Origin of the sequence: Shewanella sp. M16 (assembly GCF_018224605.1) — a bacterium.
Lineage (GTDB): Bacteria > Pseudomonadota > Gammaproteobacteria > Enterobacterales > Shewanellaceae > Shewanella > Shewanella oncorhynchi.
This window is the reverse complement of sequence record NZ_JAGTUL010000036.1, coordinates 1-17,476: the sequence shown is the minus strand read 5'-3', so window position 1 is coordinate 17,476 and position 17,476 is coordinate 1. Positions and strand designations below refer to the sequence as shown.

General features: G+C 46.0%; 11 protein-coding genes and 1 rRNA gene. 3 read left to right on the top strand and 9 right to left on the bottom strand.

Annotated elements, in window-relative coordinates; translation table 11 throughout:
• Positions 1-82 precede the first annotated feature (82 nt).
• The 8 genes from KFE26_RS18955 to KFE26_RS18920 all read right to left on the bottom strand — a co-directional run bounded on the left by KFE26_RS18955 (position 83) and on the right by KFE26_RS18920 (position 9,541).
• Positions 83-1,771, bottom strand: coding sequence for a DUF342 domain-containing protein (locus KFE26_RS18955; protein ID WP_198573564.1), 1,689 nt, complete (start codon positions 1,769-1,771; stop codon positions 83-85).
• A 480-nt stretch (positions 1,772-2,251) separates the two neighbouring features.
• The gene (locus KFE26_RS18950) at positions 2,252-3,295 is read right to left on the bottom strand and encodes a methyltransferase (protein WP_212601351.1); all 1,044 of its coding nucleotides are present in this window, start codon (positions 3,293-3,295) and stop codon (positions 2,252-2,254) included.
• Positions 3,296-3,478: 183 nt separating this feature from the next.
• On the bottom strand, positions 3,479-4,801 hold the full coding sequence (locus tag KFE26_RS18945) for an alkaline phosphatase (RefSeq protein WP_212601350.1): 1,323 nt from the start codon (positions 4,799-4,801) through the stop codon (positions 3,479-3,481).
• Positions 4,802-4,875: 74 nt separating this feature from the next.
• On the bottom strand, positions 4,876-5,829 hold the full coding sequence (gene gshB, locus KFE26_RS18940) for a glutathione synthase (RefSeq protein ID WP_168826802.1): 954 nt from the start codon (positions 5,827-5,829) through the stop codon (positions 4,876-4,878).
• A gap of 93 nt (positions 5,830-5,922) precedes the next feature.
• Complete coding sequence (rsmE, locus tag KFE26_RS18935) at positions 5,923-6,654, bottom strand: 16S rRNA (uracil(1498)-N(3))-methyltransferase (RefSeq protein WP_212601349.1); 732 nt, start codon at positions 6,652-6,654, stop codon at positions 5,923-5,925.
• A gap of 8 nt (positions 6,655-6,662) precedes the next feature.
• Positions 6,663-7,439, bottom strand: a complete 777-nt coding sequence (gene endA / locus KFE26_RS18930; RefSeq protein ID WP_212601348.1) for an endonuclease — start codon at positions 7,437-7,439, stop codon at positions 6,663-6,665.
• A gap of 129 nt (positions 7,440-7,568) precedes the next feature.
• Positions 7,569-8,228 carry a SprT family zinc-dependent metalloprotease gene (locus tag KFE26_RS18925; RefSeq protein ID WP_212601347.1) on the bottom strand — a complete coding sequence of 220 codons (660 nt, stop codon included), beginning with the start codon at positions 8,226-8,228 and terminating at the stop codon, positions 7,569-7,571.
• A 158-nt stretch (positions 8,229-8,386) separates the two neighbouring features.
• Positions 8,387-9,541, bottom strand: a complete 1,155-nt coding sequence (locus KFE26_RS18920) for a hypothetical protein (RefSeq protein WP_212601346.1) — start codon at positions 9,539-9,541, stop codon at positions 8,387-8,389.
• Positions 9,542-9,870: 329 nt separating this feature from the next.
• On the opposite strand from KFE26_RS18920, the gene blaOXA reads away from it, so the two are divergent.
• Complete coding sequence (gene blaOXA, locus KFE26_RS18915) at positions 9,871-10,695, top strand: class D beta-lactamase (protein ID WP_168826813.1); 825 nt, start codon at positions 9,871-9,873, stop codon at positions 10,693-10,695.
• Between the two features lie 164 nt (positions 10,696-10,859).
• On the opposite strand, the gene KFE26_RS18910 is transcribed toward blaOXA, so the two are convergent.
• A complete protein-coding gene (locus tag KFE26_RS18910; RefSeq protein ID WP_105251501.1) occupies positions 10,860-11,771 on the bottom strand; it encodes a LysR family transcriptional regulator in 912 nt (303 codons plus the stop codon).
• 121 nt (positions 11,772-11,892) lie between these two features.
• Between KFE26_RS18910 and KFE26_RS18905 the strand changes: the two genes are divergently transcribed.
• Together KFE26_RS18905 and KFE26_RS18900 are read left to right on the top strand one after the other, a co-directional pair.
• Positions 11,893-16,446, top strand: a complete 4,554-nt coding sequence (locus KFE26_RS18905) for a biotin carboxylase N-terminal domain-containing protein (protein ID WP_113941555.1) — start codon at positions 11,893-11,895, stop codon at positions 16,444-16,446.
• Positions 16,447-17,356: 910 nt separating this feature from the next.
• Positions 17,357-17,476: ribosomal RNA gene (locus KFE26_RS18900) — 16S ribosomal RNA — on the top strand; the annotation flags it as partial.

Below are 17,476 nucleotides of genomic sequence, written 5' to 3'. Positions count from 1 at the left end.
ACGAGTTCAGAGGTTTGGCTACCGAGCGAAAGCCGCCTCAGCACTGGCTGAGCGACCAATAAGTTAAGAACCCTAGTGAACCTTATGTGCTCGGTGCAGCTTTGGCCTTGGCGTTATAGTCAAAGTTAATCTCTTGATTAACATTGGCAATACAACAAGTGCCGTGTTCACGTGCCGTACGGTGATTTGCTGGACCTATATGCAGCTCAACGTTAAGGAATACGTGTTTAAGCACTTCGATGCGGTATTTTTCGTAGTAGCCTTCGACTTCTTGTTTAAAGGTATCGAATTCAAGCTCTTCACGGGTACGTTCGTCCATGATGCGATTCTTTTCATCAAGCATCATCTTTATTTGCTCAATCATAACCGCGTCAGCTTGCCATTCTGACTTGGGGGGCAGTTTATTGAGGCGAGCCTCGATATCTAAACTGGCGACGACCATAGCTTTAACGCTCTCATCGAGTAGCTTGAGATCTTGCTTGAGTTCAGCCTGTCCCATTGCGCAGTAAACGTCAGTTTTAGTCCCTGCCGTTGCACCTATGACAACCGCCGTGATGCCTTTTTCAGCGTGTGCGACTCCGCCAACCAGATCACCACGACGACCGCTAGGATCGCTGACCGTTAAACTGCCGGCGGTTTTGGTATTACTGTGCAGCAACTGTTTAGTGACTAAGATATTACCTTTGGCAACTAATTGAGAATATTGCACAAATTGGGCGCTGATCTGCCCTTGAGAATAGATATTGGTAGAGTATTCATTGGCTTTAATCTGGCGGCCAATGATGCCTTTACTCACAGTGACATCGCCTTCTGCTTCAAGGGTGGCGGAGTCCACAAACCCCATCACGGTAATATCGCCTGAGCTTTTAACTATCATGCCCTCGTGGACATCACCTGTAATTAAAATACTGCCCTTGAAGGTGACATGGCCTGTGCTGATGTCGACATCTTTAAGTTGCAGTACATCATCGACATTCATACCTGTACGGGTTTCGACGGGTTGCCCCGGCACTGTGGCGATCAGCTTATTGGGATCTTTGGGATGAAAAGCTGTGCCTGTACCCGCTTGAAGCACGGCATCCTTACCTGGTTTTTGTTTAAGGACTTCGCCCTTGATGTTGTAGCCCGGAGTGCCTTCGGTGGCTAAATGTTTAACCATCAAGAGATCATTGGCTTTAACAACGATCATTGCGCCTAAATTGCGCATATCGACACTGCCATCTTCGCGCTCTTGTGGCTGAAGCAAGCGCTCCCGCGCAAGGAATACTTTGCGTTCTAGTACCGCATTGAGTCCATTAACAGGGGCTTTGCCTTGGGCTATTTCACTTTGGCAGATTTCCCCTGGCTTGAGTGTGCTGAGTTGCTTTAGTAGAGCTTGAATTTTGAGTTTGCTTAGCCCCATGCAGACGTTGTTTTTTTTGAGATGAGTGAGGATCTCTGGCAAATCTATCTGTTTACCACCCCATGCTGCGGTAAGTTTAAGGCTGGCTTGCATTTTATCGGGACTAATCTCGATAGCTATGCTGCCATCGCGACGTTCGGCCAAAGTAGTATAGAGCTCAAATTTTCCATCGTCTTGATTACAAAGAGAGTTGATTTTAGCGACGGTTTTAGTAATGGCTGGCTCTAGCGGAAACAGGGCGGCGAATTCAGGTAAAGACAACAGGCGCATTATGTCTTCATGGGTGACTGGACCATGGACATTAGGGATCAGGCGCAATTCAGCTTTTGTCTTATCGCTGTTTAGCTCTATGAGTTCAGGGTCCAGCATAGGGGCATTCCTAGTAATTGCGTTTTATTCTTGTTAAGAAGCTGTTTTGAGTATAACAGTAGAAACTTAGGGTAAAGAAGCCTTTTTGGCTGCAAAATCAGCAAATGTTGTCATTTTGTTGTTAATGGTCTATGAGTGAATTTTAAAATAGTTTTTTATAAAAAATTGAGTCTTATAATCAGTGTTATCTCTGGTTTTATAGCAAAAATCACTGAATAAACCACAACTTATATTGATTTTGGGTTTAACCATTATTTTGATGTTTTAAATCGAATCCCTATGTTAGGAACGGCTGTTGAGTGACTATAAGTGGGGGATTGTCAGAATCGCTGGCATGCGGCAGATCACAATATTGAATTTTGTAACACGATGAAAGTGAGGTTTTATCTGCAAACAAACAGGGATTGGGATAAGAGTGAGTGGCTGGTGTTGCCAATAACGCGCTTCAGCGAAAGCATCTGCGCGTTATTAATCAAACATCTATTTGTGCTGGAAGTAATACAACTTGTACTTGTTGTTGTCGGCAACCACTTTCAATTGGCCAAATTCGGCGGCGATAATATCGGAATAGGGCAGGTGGCGATTGGCGACTATTTGCCAAATACCATTATGTTGTAATTGCTTAGCACTATCGGTGACAAAGTTCTGCGCTATGCTGGTGGTGCTGGCGAGGCCATCATGAAACGGCGGATTAGAGATAATGCCGTTAAATTTTCCTGTGGTTTGCGTGAGCCCATCGGACGGATACACTTTGGCTGTCATGCCATTGGCCGCCAGGGTGAGTTCACAAGAAGCTAACGCCATGGCATTAATATCAACGCATTCAAGGGATAGGCTTGGTTGTGCTTTTAGTAGGGCTGCGGTGATCACGCCTGCGCCGCAACCAAAATCGAGCACTCGACCCGAGAGTGTTGGTAGGTGTGACAATAATAATTCAGTGCCGAGATCTAACCGTTTTTCGCTAAATACCCCGACTAAATTACAGATACTGATCTCGCCTTGCGGCGTTATGAGTTGATACTGACTGACCCAGTCGCTAAGTTTCATTGCCGGGGCGCTGCCCTCTAAATTGCTACCAAACAGCAGGCAGTGGCGGGCGTTATCGAGTTTCATACCCGTCGCAAAATACTCAGGCAAGAGTTTAACTAAAGACTTAATCCCGCCTTTGTTTTCCCCAACGACTAATAGCTGGCCGTTAGGCACAAGATGGCTGGCGGCGAGGTTAAACAGATAAGGTGCGAGGGGTTTAGCCTTGGGGAAATAAATGATAACCGTATCGTACTTTTCTGGTTTAATTGGGTCTTGATGTGGCAGTTCGTGGCCGAAGTAGCAACGCAGTTTTGAATTCGCGTGCGGCGCTAAGTGTAAATAATGGTGATAATCCAAGGCGAGGGCATCGACCGAGGCCGCGACATCGAGCAGGGCTTTTGGCAGTAGATCGGCTTCATGATTGAGCACTAACACCTTATGTTGGCTTAGGCTGTCTTGATTACGAATAATGACTTGCGATGGATTAGTTAACACAGTTACAGGCACCTATAAACTTAAGTGTGGGCATTATACCCGTTATTCACGCCCGAGCCAGTTTGCATGGAATCACTGCACTAAGACCTAATAAAATCCCTAATAAAAAAAACAATAAAAAAGGCAACTGCATTATGCGGTTGCCTTATGTGATTGCCTTTAATGAAAGGAATCGATTAACGCTTAGCTCTTAGGTTTCTTCGGTTTTGGCAATAAGCTGAAAATCTTATTGGCGATATCAGTATTGTCTTGATGGCCGTTAAACAGCTCAGATGCGGGACCTGCGGCAAACACTTGTACGTCTGTGCCTGTGTGACCGTCGGTTGTCCAACCCGTATCAGTTCGCTTATCAATAACATGGCGAATCGCAACCGCGATGGTTTCTAATCCCTGCATTCTGGCGACCGTTAATGTTGCGATTTCTTCTTCGTTGAGCTCAAAACCTAAACCGCGGGTGAGATCGGCCTGCCATTGTTCACCGCTGATGGCGGCTAAGGCTAATGTGTCGGTACTGGCTGAAACGTTGCGTAGGATTTCAGGGTTCCAGTTGTACTTTCCATCGACACCAATCGATAGGCCGCCGGTATTATGGTCGGCGGTGATCACCATCAGGGTATCAGGATGTTCACGCACGAATTGCTCAACCACTTCAATGGCATTGGAGAATTCATCCATTTCACCCATGGCTGTAGCTATGTCGTTATTGTGACCCGCCCAGTCGATGAGGCTTCCTTCGACTAACAGTACAAAACCTTGGTCATTCTGCGACAGTAAACTGAGCGCTTTTTGGGTTAAAGTGCTGAGTTTTTTCGCATCTTTTTCATCAATTGCCCAAGGTAATTGGACTTCGGCAAACAGTCCCAGCACTTTAGGTTGGGTGATGCTGGCGAGATCTTCAAAACGAGTAATATGTTGATAACCCTTGGCTTTAAATTGTGCTAATAGTTCAGGGGTAAAGTATTTTTGACCACCGCCTAAGAATACATCGGCGTTGGTTTCTAGATAGCTGAGTGCTAAAGCGTCGTAGTTTTTACGGCTCTCGTTGTGGGCTAAAAAGGCTGCAGGCGTGGCGTGGTTTATCTGGGATGTGACAGCCACACCTGTGCTGAGGCCAAGGGATTTGGCTTTTTCGAGTATGGTCGGCAGCGGTTGCTTTTGGGTATCGACCGAAATCGCCCCATTGTAAGATTTAACGCCAGTGGCGAGCGCAGTTGCTGCCGCGGCTGAGTCGGTAACATAACCACTGACACTGGCGGGATAAGTGCTCGCCATACCTACAAGTAAACGGTCGAATACGGTTTGTTCGACTTCCTCTGTGTCAGGATTATCTTTGTAGTAACGGTAAGCGCTAGTGTAAGACGGTCCCATACCATCACCTATCATGATGACAATGTTTTTGGGACGCGACGGTGCTTTCGTTGGACCTGTTTCTATGTTGGCCCAAGTCGGAGTCGATAGTAATAAACCTATGCCGAGTAACAAGAATGGCGCTTTGGTGAAACTCATATCACATCCCTAGAAAGTGGCTAGGCGCTTGTGATGTCAAAGCGCCTTAAATCAACAAACTCGTTGGTAAATTTTTATGCTTTGGTGTTAATGCGTGCTTCAATAGCATCCATTAACATGCCTGTGATGTCGACATCAAATGCTGCTTGGATCTCACGGATACAAGTTGGACTGGTTACGTTGATCTCAGTCAGCTTGTCACCAATGACATCGAGGCCGACAAAAATCAGTCCACGCTTTTTAAGTTCTGGACCAATGGCGCGGGCAATTGCCCAATCGCTGTCGGATAAAGGTTGAGCCACACCGCTTCCGCCTGCCGCTAAGTTACCACGGGTTTCGCCTTTCATTGGGATACGCGCCAAGGCGTAGGGCACAGGCTCACCATCGACCACTAAAATGCGTTTATCACCTTTGGTTATCTCAGGGATAAAGGCTTGCGCCATGGCATATTGTTGGCCATAGCTGGTCAAGGTTTCTATGATGACCCCAAGGTTTGGGTCGTCCTGCTTCACGCGGAAAATCGAGGTGCCGCCCATACCATCAAGTGGCTTAAGAATAATATCGCCCTTCGCTTGGTGGAAAGCGCGGATACGTTTGGCATCACGGGTCACGATCGTTTCTGGCGTGAATTCGCTAAACCATGCGGTAAACAGTTTCTCGTTAGCATCACGTAAGCTTTGTGGCTTATTAACGATCAACACGCCTTGTTCTTCGGCGCGTTCAAGCATGTAAGTTGCGTAGATAAACTCAGTATCGAATGGCGGGTCCTTACGCATTAAGATCACGTCGAGTTCGCTCATCGGCGTGTCTGTAGCTTCGCCGAGTTCAAACCATTTACTCGCATCATTGAAAACAGTTAACGGACGCATATTGGCCATAGCCACACCGTTGACCATGGCAAGATCGGCCATTTCCATATAAAACAGCTGATAACCTCTTTCCTGCGCGGCCATTAACATGGCAAAACTGGAGTCTTTCTTAATGTTGATCTCACTGATGGGGTCCATCACTATGCCGAGTTTTATCATTAATCTGTTCCTTATTTGTCGCCGTTTGCAGGCAAAAAAGCATTTATTGGATAATGGGGTGCCATACCACCGCTGTGTGCGGTTGTGAACGGTCTAGCCTAAATCACCAAATCTGAGTTGCAGTGCTGTAATGGCGGTGAGCGAGGCGGTTTCGGTGCGTAGCACTCTGGGGCCAAGCAACACATCGGTAAACTGATAGGTTTCTGTCATGGCGATTTCTTCCGTCGACAAACCGCCTTCTGGGCCAATTAATAGTCGCACGCGGGTATGCGCCAAATCTAAGCCATTGATACCGTGTGCGGCACGTGGATGCAAATTGAGTTTAAGCGCTGAGGTCGGCTCACTGCACCAATCGTGTAAGTCCATCGCTGGGCGAACCACGGGCACTTGACTGCGTCCCGATTGCTCACAGGCGCTCACGACGATCTTCTGCCATTGCTGAATTTTTTTCTCTAGGCGTTCGCCGTTGAGTTTCACACCGCAGCGATCTGAAAACAGCGGCGTAATCGTATTGACGCCAAGCTCGACTGATTTTTGAATGGTGAACTCCATTCTATCGCCACGGGAAATCACTTGGCCTAAGTGCAAGTTGAGTGGCGACTCAGATAAATTGGCCTCACAGGAGAGCAGTTTTACTGTGACATGCTTCTTACCTGCATCGACAATTTCAGCAAGATAATCATTGCCATCGCCATTAAATAGACTGATATGTTCGCCGTTGCCCATGCGTAGCACCTTGCCGATATGGGCCGCGCCATCTTCGTCTAAGTTCAACTGTTGATTGATGGCTAATGGCTGAGGTTGATAAATTCTTGGGACTCTCATTGTCGACCTTATTCGGCTAATTGTTGACGCTGTGGTGGCGCATTACAGGCATTCTGCACAAAGGGGTTATGGTTACCTTGGGTTTGCGCTATGGCGTTATCACGTTTGCACTCAATAGTATCAACTGGATAGGTTTTATCCCATGCCTTAAACAATTTTAATTGGCTTGAGGCGATTTTAAGACCATAGGTCTGCTGCATATAGAGGTAGGTTCTGGCTATCTTACCGCGGGTATTCGCGGGAGGTTGTGCTTGACGATTCTTAAAGTCGACTACCATAGCACATTGGCCATATTGGTCAGCCTTACCGTTCCATTGGCTAAATCGGAAGTTGCTGCGATCGCCATTGACCTCACCAATTGCGGGCACCAAATTATGCATGTCTGATTCCATCTTATTAAATTCATTACTGTTATCGGTACAGTTTTTACGGCCGCCCTTTTGCCAGCATTGGAGTTGATGGCCAAATTCCCAGGCGGGGACTATGTGTTCCCACTCGATACGGTTGGCGCGGGTTTCCTGTTTACGGACTTGATAACCACAGCTGGCGAGATCGGGTTTCCAGGATTTGCCTTTGATTTGAATATCGCAACCACAGTAGAAACTGGTGGCGGGTAACGTGCCTTGGCGACTGCCTACGTAGAGCGCCTGTGACTTGGTTTTCGCTTGGCTGAAACTGCTGGGATGTGACACTGAGGCACTTGCGGGCACAGATAAGGTCGCCGCCCAAGTGATTAGGCACAACAAAAGTCGCCGTGAATTAACGGTTAAAGAAGCTATGTTCAAAATTTATCCCAAAATAACAAACACTACGCGAGCCTTTGGCTCATCTTTTATGGCGTGATGGTAAGGGAAATATCGCTGTTTATGCAAATTGAGTCGTACTTAGGTGGGGGTTTTGTTTGCTGAAAGTCGCTAGATCGCAGTTAAATGGGTCTTACAGCGTTTACAGATATAACGACTTTCACCACGCAGCACCTTGTTATGGCGGCGAATACTCAGTCGAATAGGTCCACAGGCGCAGCGATACTCAACATCGCGACTTGTAACTGAAGTGGTATTAAAGCTATGTGTGGTACTCGGATTGACCTTAAATACCGTTAACATCAAAGATTGCCATTCTTTACCGTGGGGCTTGGTTTTGCCAAAAAGCTGAAAACACAGCAAATGACAAATTTCGTGGGGGACGACCTCAGTCAGAAATGCCTCGCTGTTTTCGCGTAGCAATACAGGATTGAATCGCAAGCGATTCTGTTGCAGATGAGCCGTACCCGCACTCTTACCCCTTAGACTAAATTGAGTGACTGGGCGTGGAAAAGTGCGCTTAAGCGATATCTCGGCCTCTTGATAACAGGCTTCAATTCGCTCTAGTACTTGAATTTGTAGTGACGAGAGTGGGCGTGATGAACCAGTGAAAATATGTGCCTGAGTCGGATTGGGTGCTGGTGGACTCATTATCACCTGCGACTCATCTTGGCTTTGGCCTAAGGCTGCGTACGTCGATTTTGTCAGCGGGGCAAGTGCTTCACTGCTGCGACGGCGTAAGGCATTGAGTAAGTCAGCGGGTTTCAGCATAGCGTTAGCATTGGATCTCGTCGGTTAAAGATAAAATTGAGTGCTTAAAACTTATCGGTGATTAAGCCTGCCTAAGCGTTCACATCAGAAGCGTTCGCATCATAGCGAACGCTATCTGACAATGCCAGTTTCAGCCAGTTTCAGGAAATGTGACTTGGCTATAAACTCGCTGCCGCCTGCATCACCATAGTGCGTACTTGTTCGACTATAGCTTGCTCAGTATCTGCGTCATAGCCTTTGACTCTTGGTGTGTGAATGTGGCCGACCTTGGCATGGCTATTAAACTTTTGCTGCAAGACTATGGCACGATAGGAGATTTCATTAGAAAGATAACCGCCGCCAGAGCCTTCGACTGAGGTTTCGTTTTGCAGTTCGTTTAATGACGTCGCGCTAAATTCGCCGCGGGCAAGGGTAGTGACAGTATGGTTGTTATTGACTTTCCATTGACCATCTTTGACTTGCATAGCCGAAACAGGCAGTGAAAATTCCACAAATTCGGGGCCGATAAAATCTTTACCATTAAGTTTTGGGGCAACGGGTGCGGTTTTAGTGCCGCCAGTGAGTACGTTTTGGTTATCGGGCGCCGCTGCGCTGCGATTTCGCCCAGGGAAACGTTCAATATCAAAATCAGTTCGGCCCATGCTAACGGTGAACACAAATTGTGTTTTAAGATCGCGATAAATCGGGCTCAATAGCGACTCGATAAGTCCTTGATCAAAATCTGCAAAACGTACTGGCACCATAGCGGTTTCTATTTGCGCCGTTTTACCATTAATTTCAAAGCGAAAACCATCCAAGGCGAGGGCGACTAAACCTGAAGGATTACTCTGGGTGATATCTTTGTCGAGGAAGAAAGGATCGAAACCCGTGAGGAATATTTTGATTTGGACATCATCACCATATTGAATATCGCTAAAACCCCGTGAGGCTTTTTCAACCGCACTCATTAATATGTCTTGTTGCCAATCGGCCATTTTAAAGTTGGCGCTGGTGGTTTTTAGACTATTAAGCATGGCAAGGCGAGCCCAGTATAAAGGTCGGTCGTCAAAATGCCCTGACTGTACATCGCGGACAGCTTGTTGCCATAATCTGTGTCCTTGGCGCGCCGCTAATTGGGTGGCGTCAACTTCGTTTTTCTTTGAGCTCAGTTGAGCCAGACCATCGTCAAGTGCTTGATAGCGAGTGACTACGTCGCCTATGGTTTTTTCGGCTGCTGGTAGGCGGGAAACTTCAACGTCACCAAATAACTGCACGGCACTGGCAGTAGTAATTAAGCTGGTGGTGAGGATGAGTGTTAACACTGGCTTCAACATGTTTGGCTTCCCTGTAGTGATTAGACGTTATTCATTGGAAATAATGATTATTTTTTCGTGCGGATAGGCTCTTATGCCAAAAAGTATGCATTACAAGCTGAGGGTAATAAAGTTAAGCTCAGTGATCTTTGTCATCTTATGCCAATATCTTCTATCACAAATCATGTGGCGCTGGCATTAACCCATCTGCAACAGTGCAATAGGGTCTAGTTTGCCTCTTTTTTGCCACAATTGGTCAGCAGTTTGCTAGGGCTTGCCAAAACCCTAAGTGATAGCCTTAATCACTTTTTTAGTTCATTGGATTGTTTGTTTTTCTACAAGGAGACTTTATGCGTTTGTTCACCATATCGGCTGTGCTGGTGATGTCGTCTATTTTAGTGTCGTCAAGCTTAGTGGCGCCGACTTTTGCATCTACTACAGCTAAGGAGTGGCAAGAAACCCGCAGTTGGGATGCTAGTTTTACTCAGCACCAAACTAAAGGCGTAGTGGTGTTATGGAATGAAAACAAGCAACAGGGATTCACTAATAATCTTAAACGTGCCAATCAAGGTTTTTTACCTGCATCGACGTTTAAGATTCCTAACAGTTTGATCGCGCTAGAGCTTGGCGTGGTGAAGGATGAGCATCAAGTCTTTAATTGGGATGGTAAAAGTCGAGATATCGCAACTTGGAATCGTGATCATAACCTTATTACTGCAATGAAGTATTCGGTTGTGCCTGTCTACCAAGAGTTTGCTCGCCAAATTGGTGAGGCGCGTATGTCGAAGATGATCGCCTCGTTTGATTATGGTAATGAGGATATTTCGGGAAATTTGGATAGCTTTTGGTTAGATGGTGGCATACGAATTTCGGCTACGGAGCAAATCGATTTCCTACGTAAGCTTTATCACAACAAGATACACGCTTCTGAGCGCAGTTTACGTATTGTTAAGCAAGCCATGCTGACTGAAGCGAATTCTGACTATATTATTCGTGCGAAAACCGGTTATGCAGTCAGAGCAGAACCAAGCATTGGCTGGTGGGTAGGTTGGGTTGAACTCGATGATAATGTATGGTTTTTTGCGATGAATATGGATATTCCCGACGCCGCAGGTTTACCATTGCGTCAAGCCATTACTAAGGAAATCTTAAAACGGGAACGCGTTATTCCTTAGCCTATGCTAGGGCGCGTAAGCATAGCGTATCTAAACCTTGCGAGAATTGCGTATGAAGCTGCCTACTTAGCTGACATCAATCGTGATACTGAAAGCCTAGACTCAGATCTAGGCTTTTTTATTGGGTTTTCTTGAAACAGGTTTCCTTGATGCGACGGGAAACGTTAACCCATTAGGGATTGCAGGCTTTCTTGGCTGCTGAAGCGTTTTACAAAGAAATCTAAGAAGACACTGATGTTGGTGGCCAGTTGGCGTCTGCTCGAATAAACCCCATAAACCTTAAAAGGTTCAATCGGCCATTCCTGTAAAATCGGTACTAGCTGTCCATTAGCAAGTTCGGTTTTACAGGCTGAATTGGATAACATGGCGATGCCAAAATCATCTATGGCTAATTGCTTCACCATTATCGGGCTGTTGACCCTCACTTTACGCTGAAAGTTCGCCATGGTTTTACGCGAACCTTTACCCAATGGCCAAATTGGTGCTGAGCGAGAAGTCCCCAATAAAATCCCACTGTGCAGGCTGAGTTCCTTTGGGGTCGCGGGTGTGCCTTTGAGTTTTAAGTATGCAGGGCTTGCCACCAAAATTGGCTGGCGTTCAAACAGTAATCTTGCGACTAAGTCCGACGATTGAAGTGGACCATATTTGATGGCTATGTCATATCCTTCACCGACTAAACCAATATCGTTGTCGGTAAACTGGACATCCAATTCAACATTGGGATATAAACGCATAAATCCGCTACAGAGGTTAGCGATAAGTTCTTGGCTAAATGACACTGGGATTGCAATGCGTAATGATCCTGACACATCATCGTGAGTATTCTCGATAACTGCCTTGGCCGCTTCTACCTCATTGCGAATCGAATCACAGTGTTGATAAAAGAGTGCCCCGATTTGGGTCAAACTCAAATTACGGGTGTCGCGCTGTAGTAATCGCACGCCAAGTTGTTCTTCTAGCTGCGCGATTTTGCGACTTATGGTGGATTTTGGGTGGCCGGTTTCACGTGCAGCTTGGGAGAATCCCTTCGCTCTAACTACGGCTGCAAATAGCATCATACCGTTTAAATCTGGCATGTTATTCCCACTGTCTCATATTTGGAACAAAGCGTCCTATGCAGTTTAATGGCATTTGACGGGATAACAAAGTTATATTTATTGGCTAAAAATTTTCAGAGGCTAAGCAGAGGATCTTTTGATGACCAGCAATAATCAGCCCAAACACATGACTCAAGCCCAAACGCCCGATCCGCTTTTTTTACAGGCCGAGCATTTGGCAAAAGATTTTTCTCTGTTTCCTAAGCACAGTAAACAGAGTTTATCGGAAGAAATTAAAGGTCTTTTAAATGAGGATGCTATTCAAGCAAACTTAAAAGACTTGGCATCTTTAGATGTCGACGGTTACGTTGCTAAAGTGATCCAGCCGACCCAAGATAAAGGTCGTCCTGGTGCAAAACGTATTATTGCCGATCTTAAAGGTCGTTTGATTACGGAAACTCACTTGGGCTCTTTTTACAGTGCTGAGGTCGAGCTGAACTTTGGTTCACGCACTCGTCGTATTGGCTTTATTGCCCAAGAACGCACTACCGCTAACGGTGCTTGGATGCCTGAGCATCATTACGCCGCTTGTAAAGCAATTCGTCATTTCGCCGAATTGTCTATGCCTATTATCTATTTAATTGATACCCCTGGGGCGGATGCTGGCGAAATCGCTAACAGCCAAAACCAAGCGCATTCAATTTCTAAAGCCATCGCAGAAAGTGCCAACGTTGACGTACCGACAGTCGGCATCGTAATTGGTGCTGGTTATTCTGGTGGCGCAATTCCATTAGCGGCGGCGAATATTCTGTTGTCGTTGCGTGACGGTATTTTCAACACGATCCAGCCACAAGGTCTGCAAAGTATTGCCCGTAAGTACAACTTATCTTGGCAAGAATGTGCGAAATCTGTGGGTGTATCACCAGAAGAGCTTTATACCTCAGGTTGTATCGACGGTATCATCGACTTTTCACCAGGCGATCGCGACGAGCGTCAGCACAATCTGCGCCGCGCTATTATTAGCAGCGTAGAAGCGGTTGAGCGTGCAGCGATGAATTTTGTGCGTGAATCTAAAGATTTACGTGAGCATTATGATCGCAGTTTAACTCGTTTCCTTAATCCATCTAAAAACTTGATGGCTTTGGAACTGAACGCAGAATTGGCTGTGGCAACGAGCCCTACCAGTCACCATAACTTGTTCGGTAGCGCCTATCGCTATTTGCGTTATTTAACGCTACGTAGCCGTATCCATTCTATTTCTCAAGAGCAATATGGCCGTCTGTCACGTGCTAGCGTGCCAGAAGGTGATCTGTTGGCACGTATTCAACAGGAACAAGACCGTGTGTTCCAAGCTTGGTTGTCTAACCCTGACAAGCTAGTTTATGACGAAGATTTGAATAAATTGTGGACTAACTTTGTCGCTAAACGTGACGAAGTCTCTACCGAGCGTAACATGCTGACACGTTTGATTTTGGGTGAGCCAAAAGAGAACTATAAAAAAGCACGTAAGGCGCTGTTATTCAACATCAGTTGGTCTTTATATCACCGCTGGAAAAGTAATGCGGCTAATAACTTCAAAGGGCTGATTCAGCACTTAGAAAATTTGCCAAAGTCTGTGACTCAAGCTAAATGGCCTGAGCTGAATCAGCTGACTGTGTTGGATGTGGTGGTAAATGAAGAACTGCGTGAAGACTTTATTTGGCAATGCCATAACATTCTGATCTTCAATGCCTTGTATGACAACGTTGTGGGCAGCTTAGCGTCAATCGCGAAAGAAGCCATGATGTCGAAGAGTTTGTCACGTAACTCAGTGAACAACCTGTTGCACAAGTCAATTGACCATGCATTGTCGACGCAAGATACCTCGAACGACAAAGCTAAGTTCTATAAGTGGCTCAAGTATTTTATGGGTCAATCGAACCGCGCCGATTTGCTGGTGCGAGTAGAGCAGTGGAAGAGTGTGGGTTTCCCACAACTTAACGACAGTCTATTCGTGGTACTGACTTACTTCTTCGAGCGTTTACTGCCTGAGTATTTTGATAGTGAAAGCGATACCAGCAAGTACACTGGCGCGATCAACCCTGTGCGTATCGGTCGTCGTAAGGACTTCTGGAACCGCTTGACCATGGGTTATCAGGATCTATTGATCCAAAAAGTGCTGCGTGACGAAAAACGTAAAGGCAACATGACTTGGGAAAATGTGGTGAAGCAGTTCTTTACCCATTTCGAAGAGATCAACGGCGACAAGATGTCGGCTAACTTGCTCAACTTCCCTGGCTTCCGTTTATCGATTGAAGACGCATTAGATAAAGGCATTCGCCCATGTGGTTTGATCACAGGTATTGCTGACTTTAAAGAAAAAGGTCAAAAAGTGCGTGTGGGTGTGGCTGTGTCTAACACGGCATTCCAAGCGGGTGCATTCGATATGGCTAGTGCTGAGAAATTCTCTGCACTATTGATCGAGTGTGCTAAGCGTAAATTACCCGTTGTGTGCTTTATCAGTTCAGGTGGTATGCAGACTAAAGAAGGCGCCGCGGCGCTATTCTCTATGGCTGTGGTGAACGATCGTATCACGCGCTTTATTCGTGATAACGAATTGCCAGTACTGATGTTTGGTTTTGGTGACTGTACCGGTGGTGCGCAGGCGAGTTTTGTGACTCACCCATTGGTGCAAACTTACTATCTGTCTGGTACTAACATGCCATTCGCAGGTCAAATGGTGGTGCCAGCTTACTTACCATCAACGGCAACGCTTTCTAACTACTTGTCAAAAGTACCTGGCGCAATGGCGGGCTTAGTCCATAACCCATTCAGCGACAATTTAGACTCTCAGTTAGCAGGTATCGATCCTCTGATGCCAATGCCTTCGGCAAAAATTAACGATGTGATCATCAATGCACTGTCGACCTTAGTGGTTGAAGCTACTGTTGAAGAAGAAGTGATCGTGCAGAACGATCCACGTAAGTTAATGAAGCCAATTAACAAAGTATTGGTTCACGCCCGTGGTTGTACAGCTGTAAAACTTATTCGTAAGGCGCATGACAATAATATCAATGTGGTATTAGTGGCGTCTGATCCAGATATGACGTCAGTCCCCGCGGATATGCTTAAAGAAACTGACAAGTTAGTTTGTCTTGGTGGTAACACCTCGGACGAAAGTTACTTGAACGCATACTCAGTGCTGAAAGTGGCCGAATATGAACAGGTTGATGCATTGCATCCAGGTATCGGTTTCCTATCAGAAAGCCCGCAGTTTGCTGCATTGTGTGTGAATAACGGTGTTAACTTCGTCGGTCCTAGCGTGCATTCAATGACGACTATGGGTAACAAGTCGAACGCAATTAAGACATCGCAAGCGCAAAACGTACCTGTTGTGCCTGGTTCGCACGGTATTCTGACCAATGCTGAGCAAGCCGTAAACGTGGCGAGCGAAATCGGCTATCCAGTACTGCTTAAAGCGGTACAAGGTGGTGGCGGTAAAGGTATTCAGGTTGTAAAACGTCCTGAAGACATGATTGGTTTATTCCAAAAAACCGCAACTGAAGCGGCCGCTGCCTTTGGTAACGGTGATTTGTACTTAGAGAAGTATGTGACATCACTACGTCACATCGAAGTGCAGTTACTGCGAGATAAGTTCGGCAACGCGAAAGTATTAGGTTTGCGTGACTGTTCGGTTCAACGTAACAACCAAAAAGTGGTCGAAGAATCTGGCTCAACTATGCTGCCGGATGAGCTGAAGCGACAAGTGCTGGCCTATACCCGTGCCTTAGGCGACGCGACCGATTACATGGGCGCAGGTACCGTAGAGTTTATCTATAACTTAGATGCGAACGAAGTCTACTTTATGGAGATGAACACACGTCTGCAGGTTGAACATCCTGTTACGGAAGCGACTTCAGGTATTGATATCGTTAGTGCGCAGTTTGATATTGCAGCGGGTCGTTCAATTGCAGCGTTAGAACCTAAAGAAATTGGTTATGCGATGGAAGTACGTGTGACAGCTGAGAAAGCGGCGCTCGATAGCCATGGCATACTGCAGCTGATCCCAAATCCTGGCAAGATCACTGAGTGTGTGTTCCCAGATCATCCAGATGTGGAAATCATTTCGATTGCTGCGCCAGGTAAAGAAGTATCGCCATACTACGATAGCTTGATTGCGCAAATCATCATGCGTGGTGAAAACCGTGAGGATGTAATTGCCAAACTGTACGAATACTTAGACAGTGTAGTGCTGAAAGGCATCGCGACTAACATTCCGTTACTCAAGCTGATCTTGAAAGATGGTACCTTCAACGAAGGTGTTTACGATACTAACTATCTGCCACGTTTAATGGCTGAGCTGGACATTCCTGCGTTGATCGCTGAAATGGAAGCTGCCGCTGAAACTGTGGAAGTGGACACTGAGTCACTGCGTGTTGGCGAAAGTAACGAACTGAAAGTGTTAGCCCAAGGCGCAGGTATCTTCTATACCTCTTCTGCACCGGGTGAAGCGGATTTTGTGAAAGAAGGTGACATAGTCACAGTCGATCAAACGCTAGCACTAACAGAAGCGATGAAGATGTTCTCGCAAGTGACCTTAGCCGGCTTTAACCGTCAGAGTGCGATTCTGTACCCTGAAGATAAGAAGTATCGTATCGAGCGCATCCTGAACAGCAATGGTCAGCAAGTGTCTCAAGGCGACTTACTGTTCGTGGTCTCGCCTGTTGAAGAATAAGCTCAGCGTTTAACGCCATAGCTGAATGAGAAAATACCCGCCATTGGCGGGTATTTTTTTGCTTCTAAATTTCCTGTCACTAAATATAGGTAAGCGAACATGCCACTCTTAATGTGCATGACGTCTTTGATAAATCAACTTAGCTTTAATAGATAAGCTCATCGCTAACAAGTGGCCAATATCAGCTTTGTGCAATACGGCCTGTATCTCTGATTAAGTCGGCAAAGAGTTTCTTTAATCTATCGTTCGCCCATTTATTAGAACAAGCTGCATCAAGAACCCACCTCTGGCCTCGAGAATCAACGGAATCTCCGTGCTTTATTCGTAGTAATAGAGGCTCATCAAATCTCATTTTAAGTTGAAACTGAGTCTAAAACGAGCAGGGTGTGGATAACTTTGGGGGTAAGTGGTGGGTATGGTGTGGCTAGATTAGATAATTAGAATTAACTGCAAATTTCCTGAAAATAGGGGTTGCGCAAAATCTCCTGCTGCCTATAATGCGCATCCACTGACACGGCAGACAGTGTTAAGCAGCCTGATGTGACAGTTCATCGATGAATTTACTGATTGATGAGTGTTGAGAAAGTTTGCAAAACTCCTTGACGCGAAACGGGAAATGCGTAGAATACGCAGCCCTAGCCAACTGGAAGCGTTAGACGCTCAGTGTGGTACTCAAATTCTCTTACGAATATTGAGTTGCTCTTTAACAAGATAAAACAAGAAATCTGTGTGGACACTCACAGGTGTTGAGTTAATCGAAACTGCTTAACCTTAGGGTTGGCAGTCAAAAATTTAAATCAATGTAACAATGAGTGTTCATAGTAATATGTACAGTTTGTTTCTTTAGTTAGAAACAAAAAATCAGAATTCATTGAGCCGCTGAAGTCGTAAGACGGAAGCAAAAAAACTTTAATTGAAGAGTTTGATCATGGCTCAGATTGAACGCTGGCGGCAGGCCTAACACATGCAAGTCGAGCGGCAGCACAAGGGAGTTTACTCCTGAGGTGGCGAGCGGCGGACGGGTGAGTAA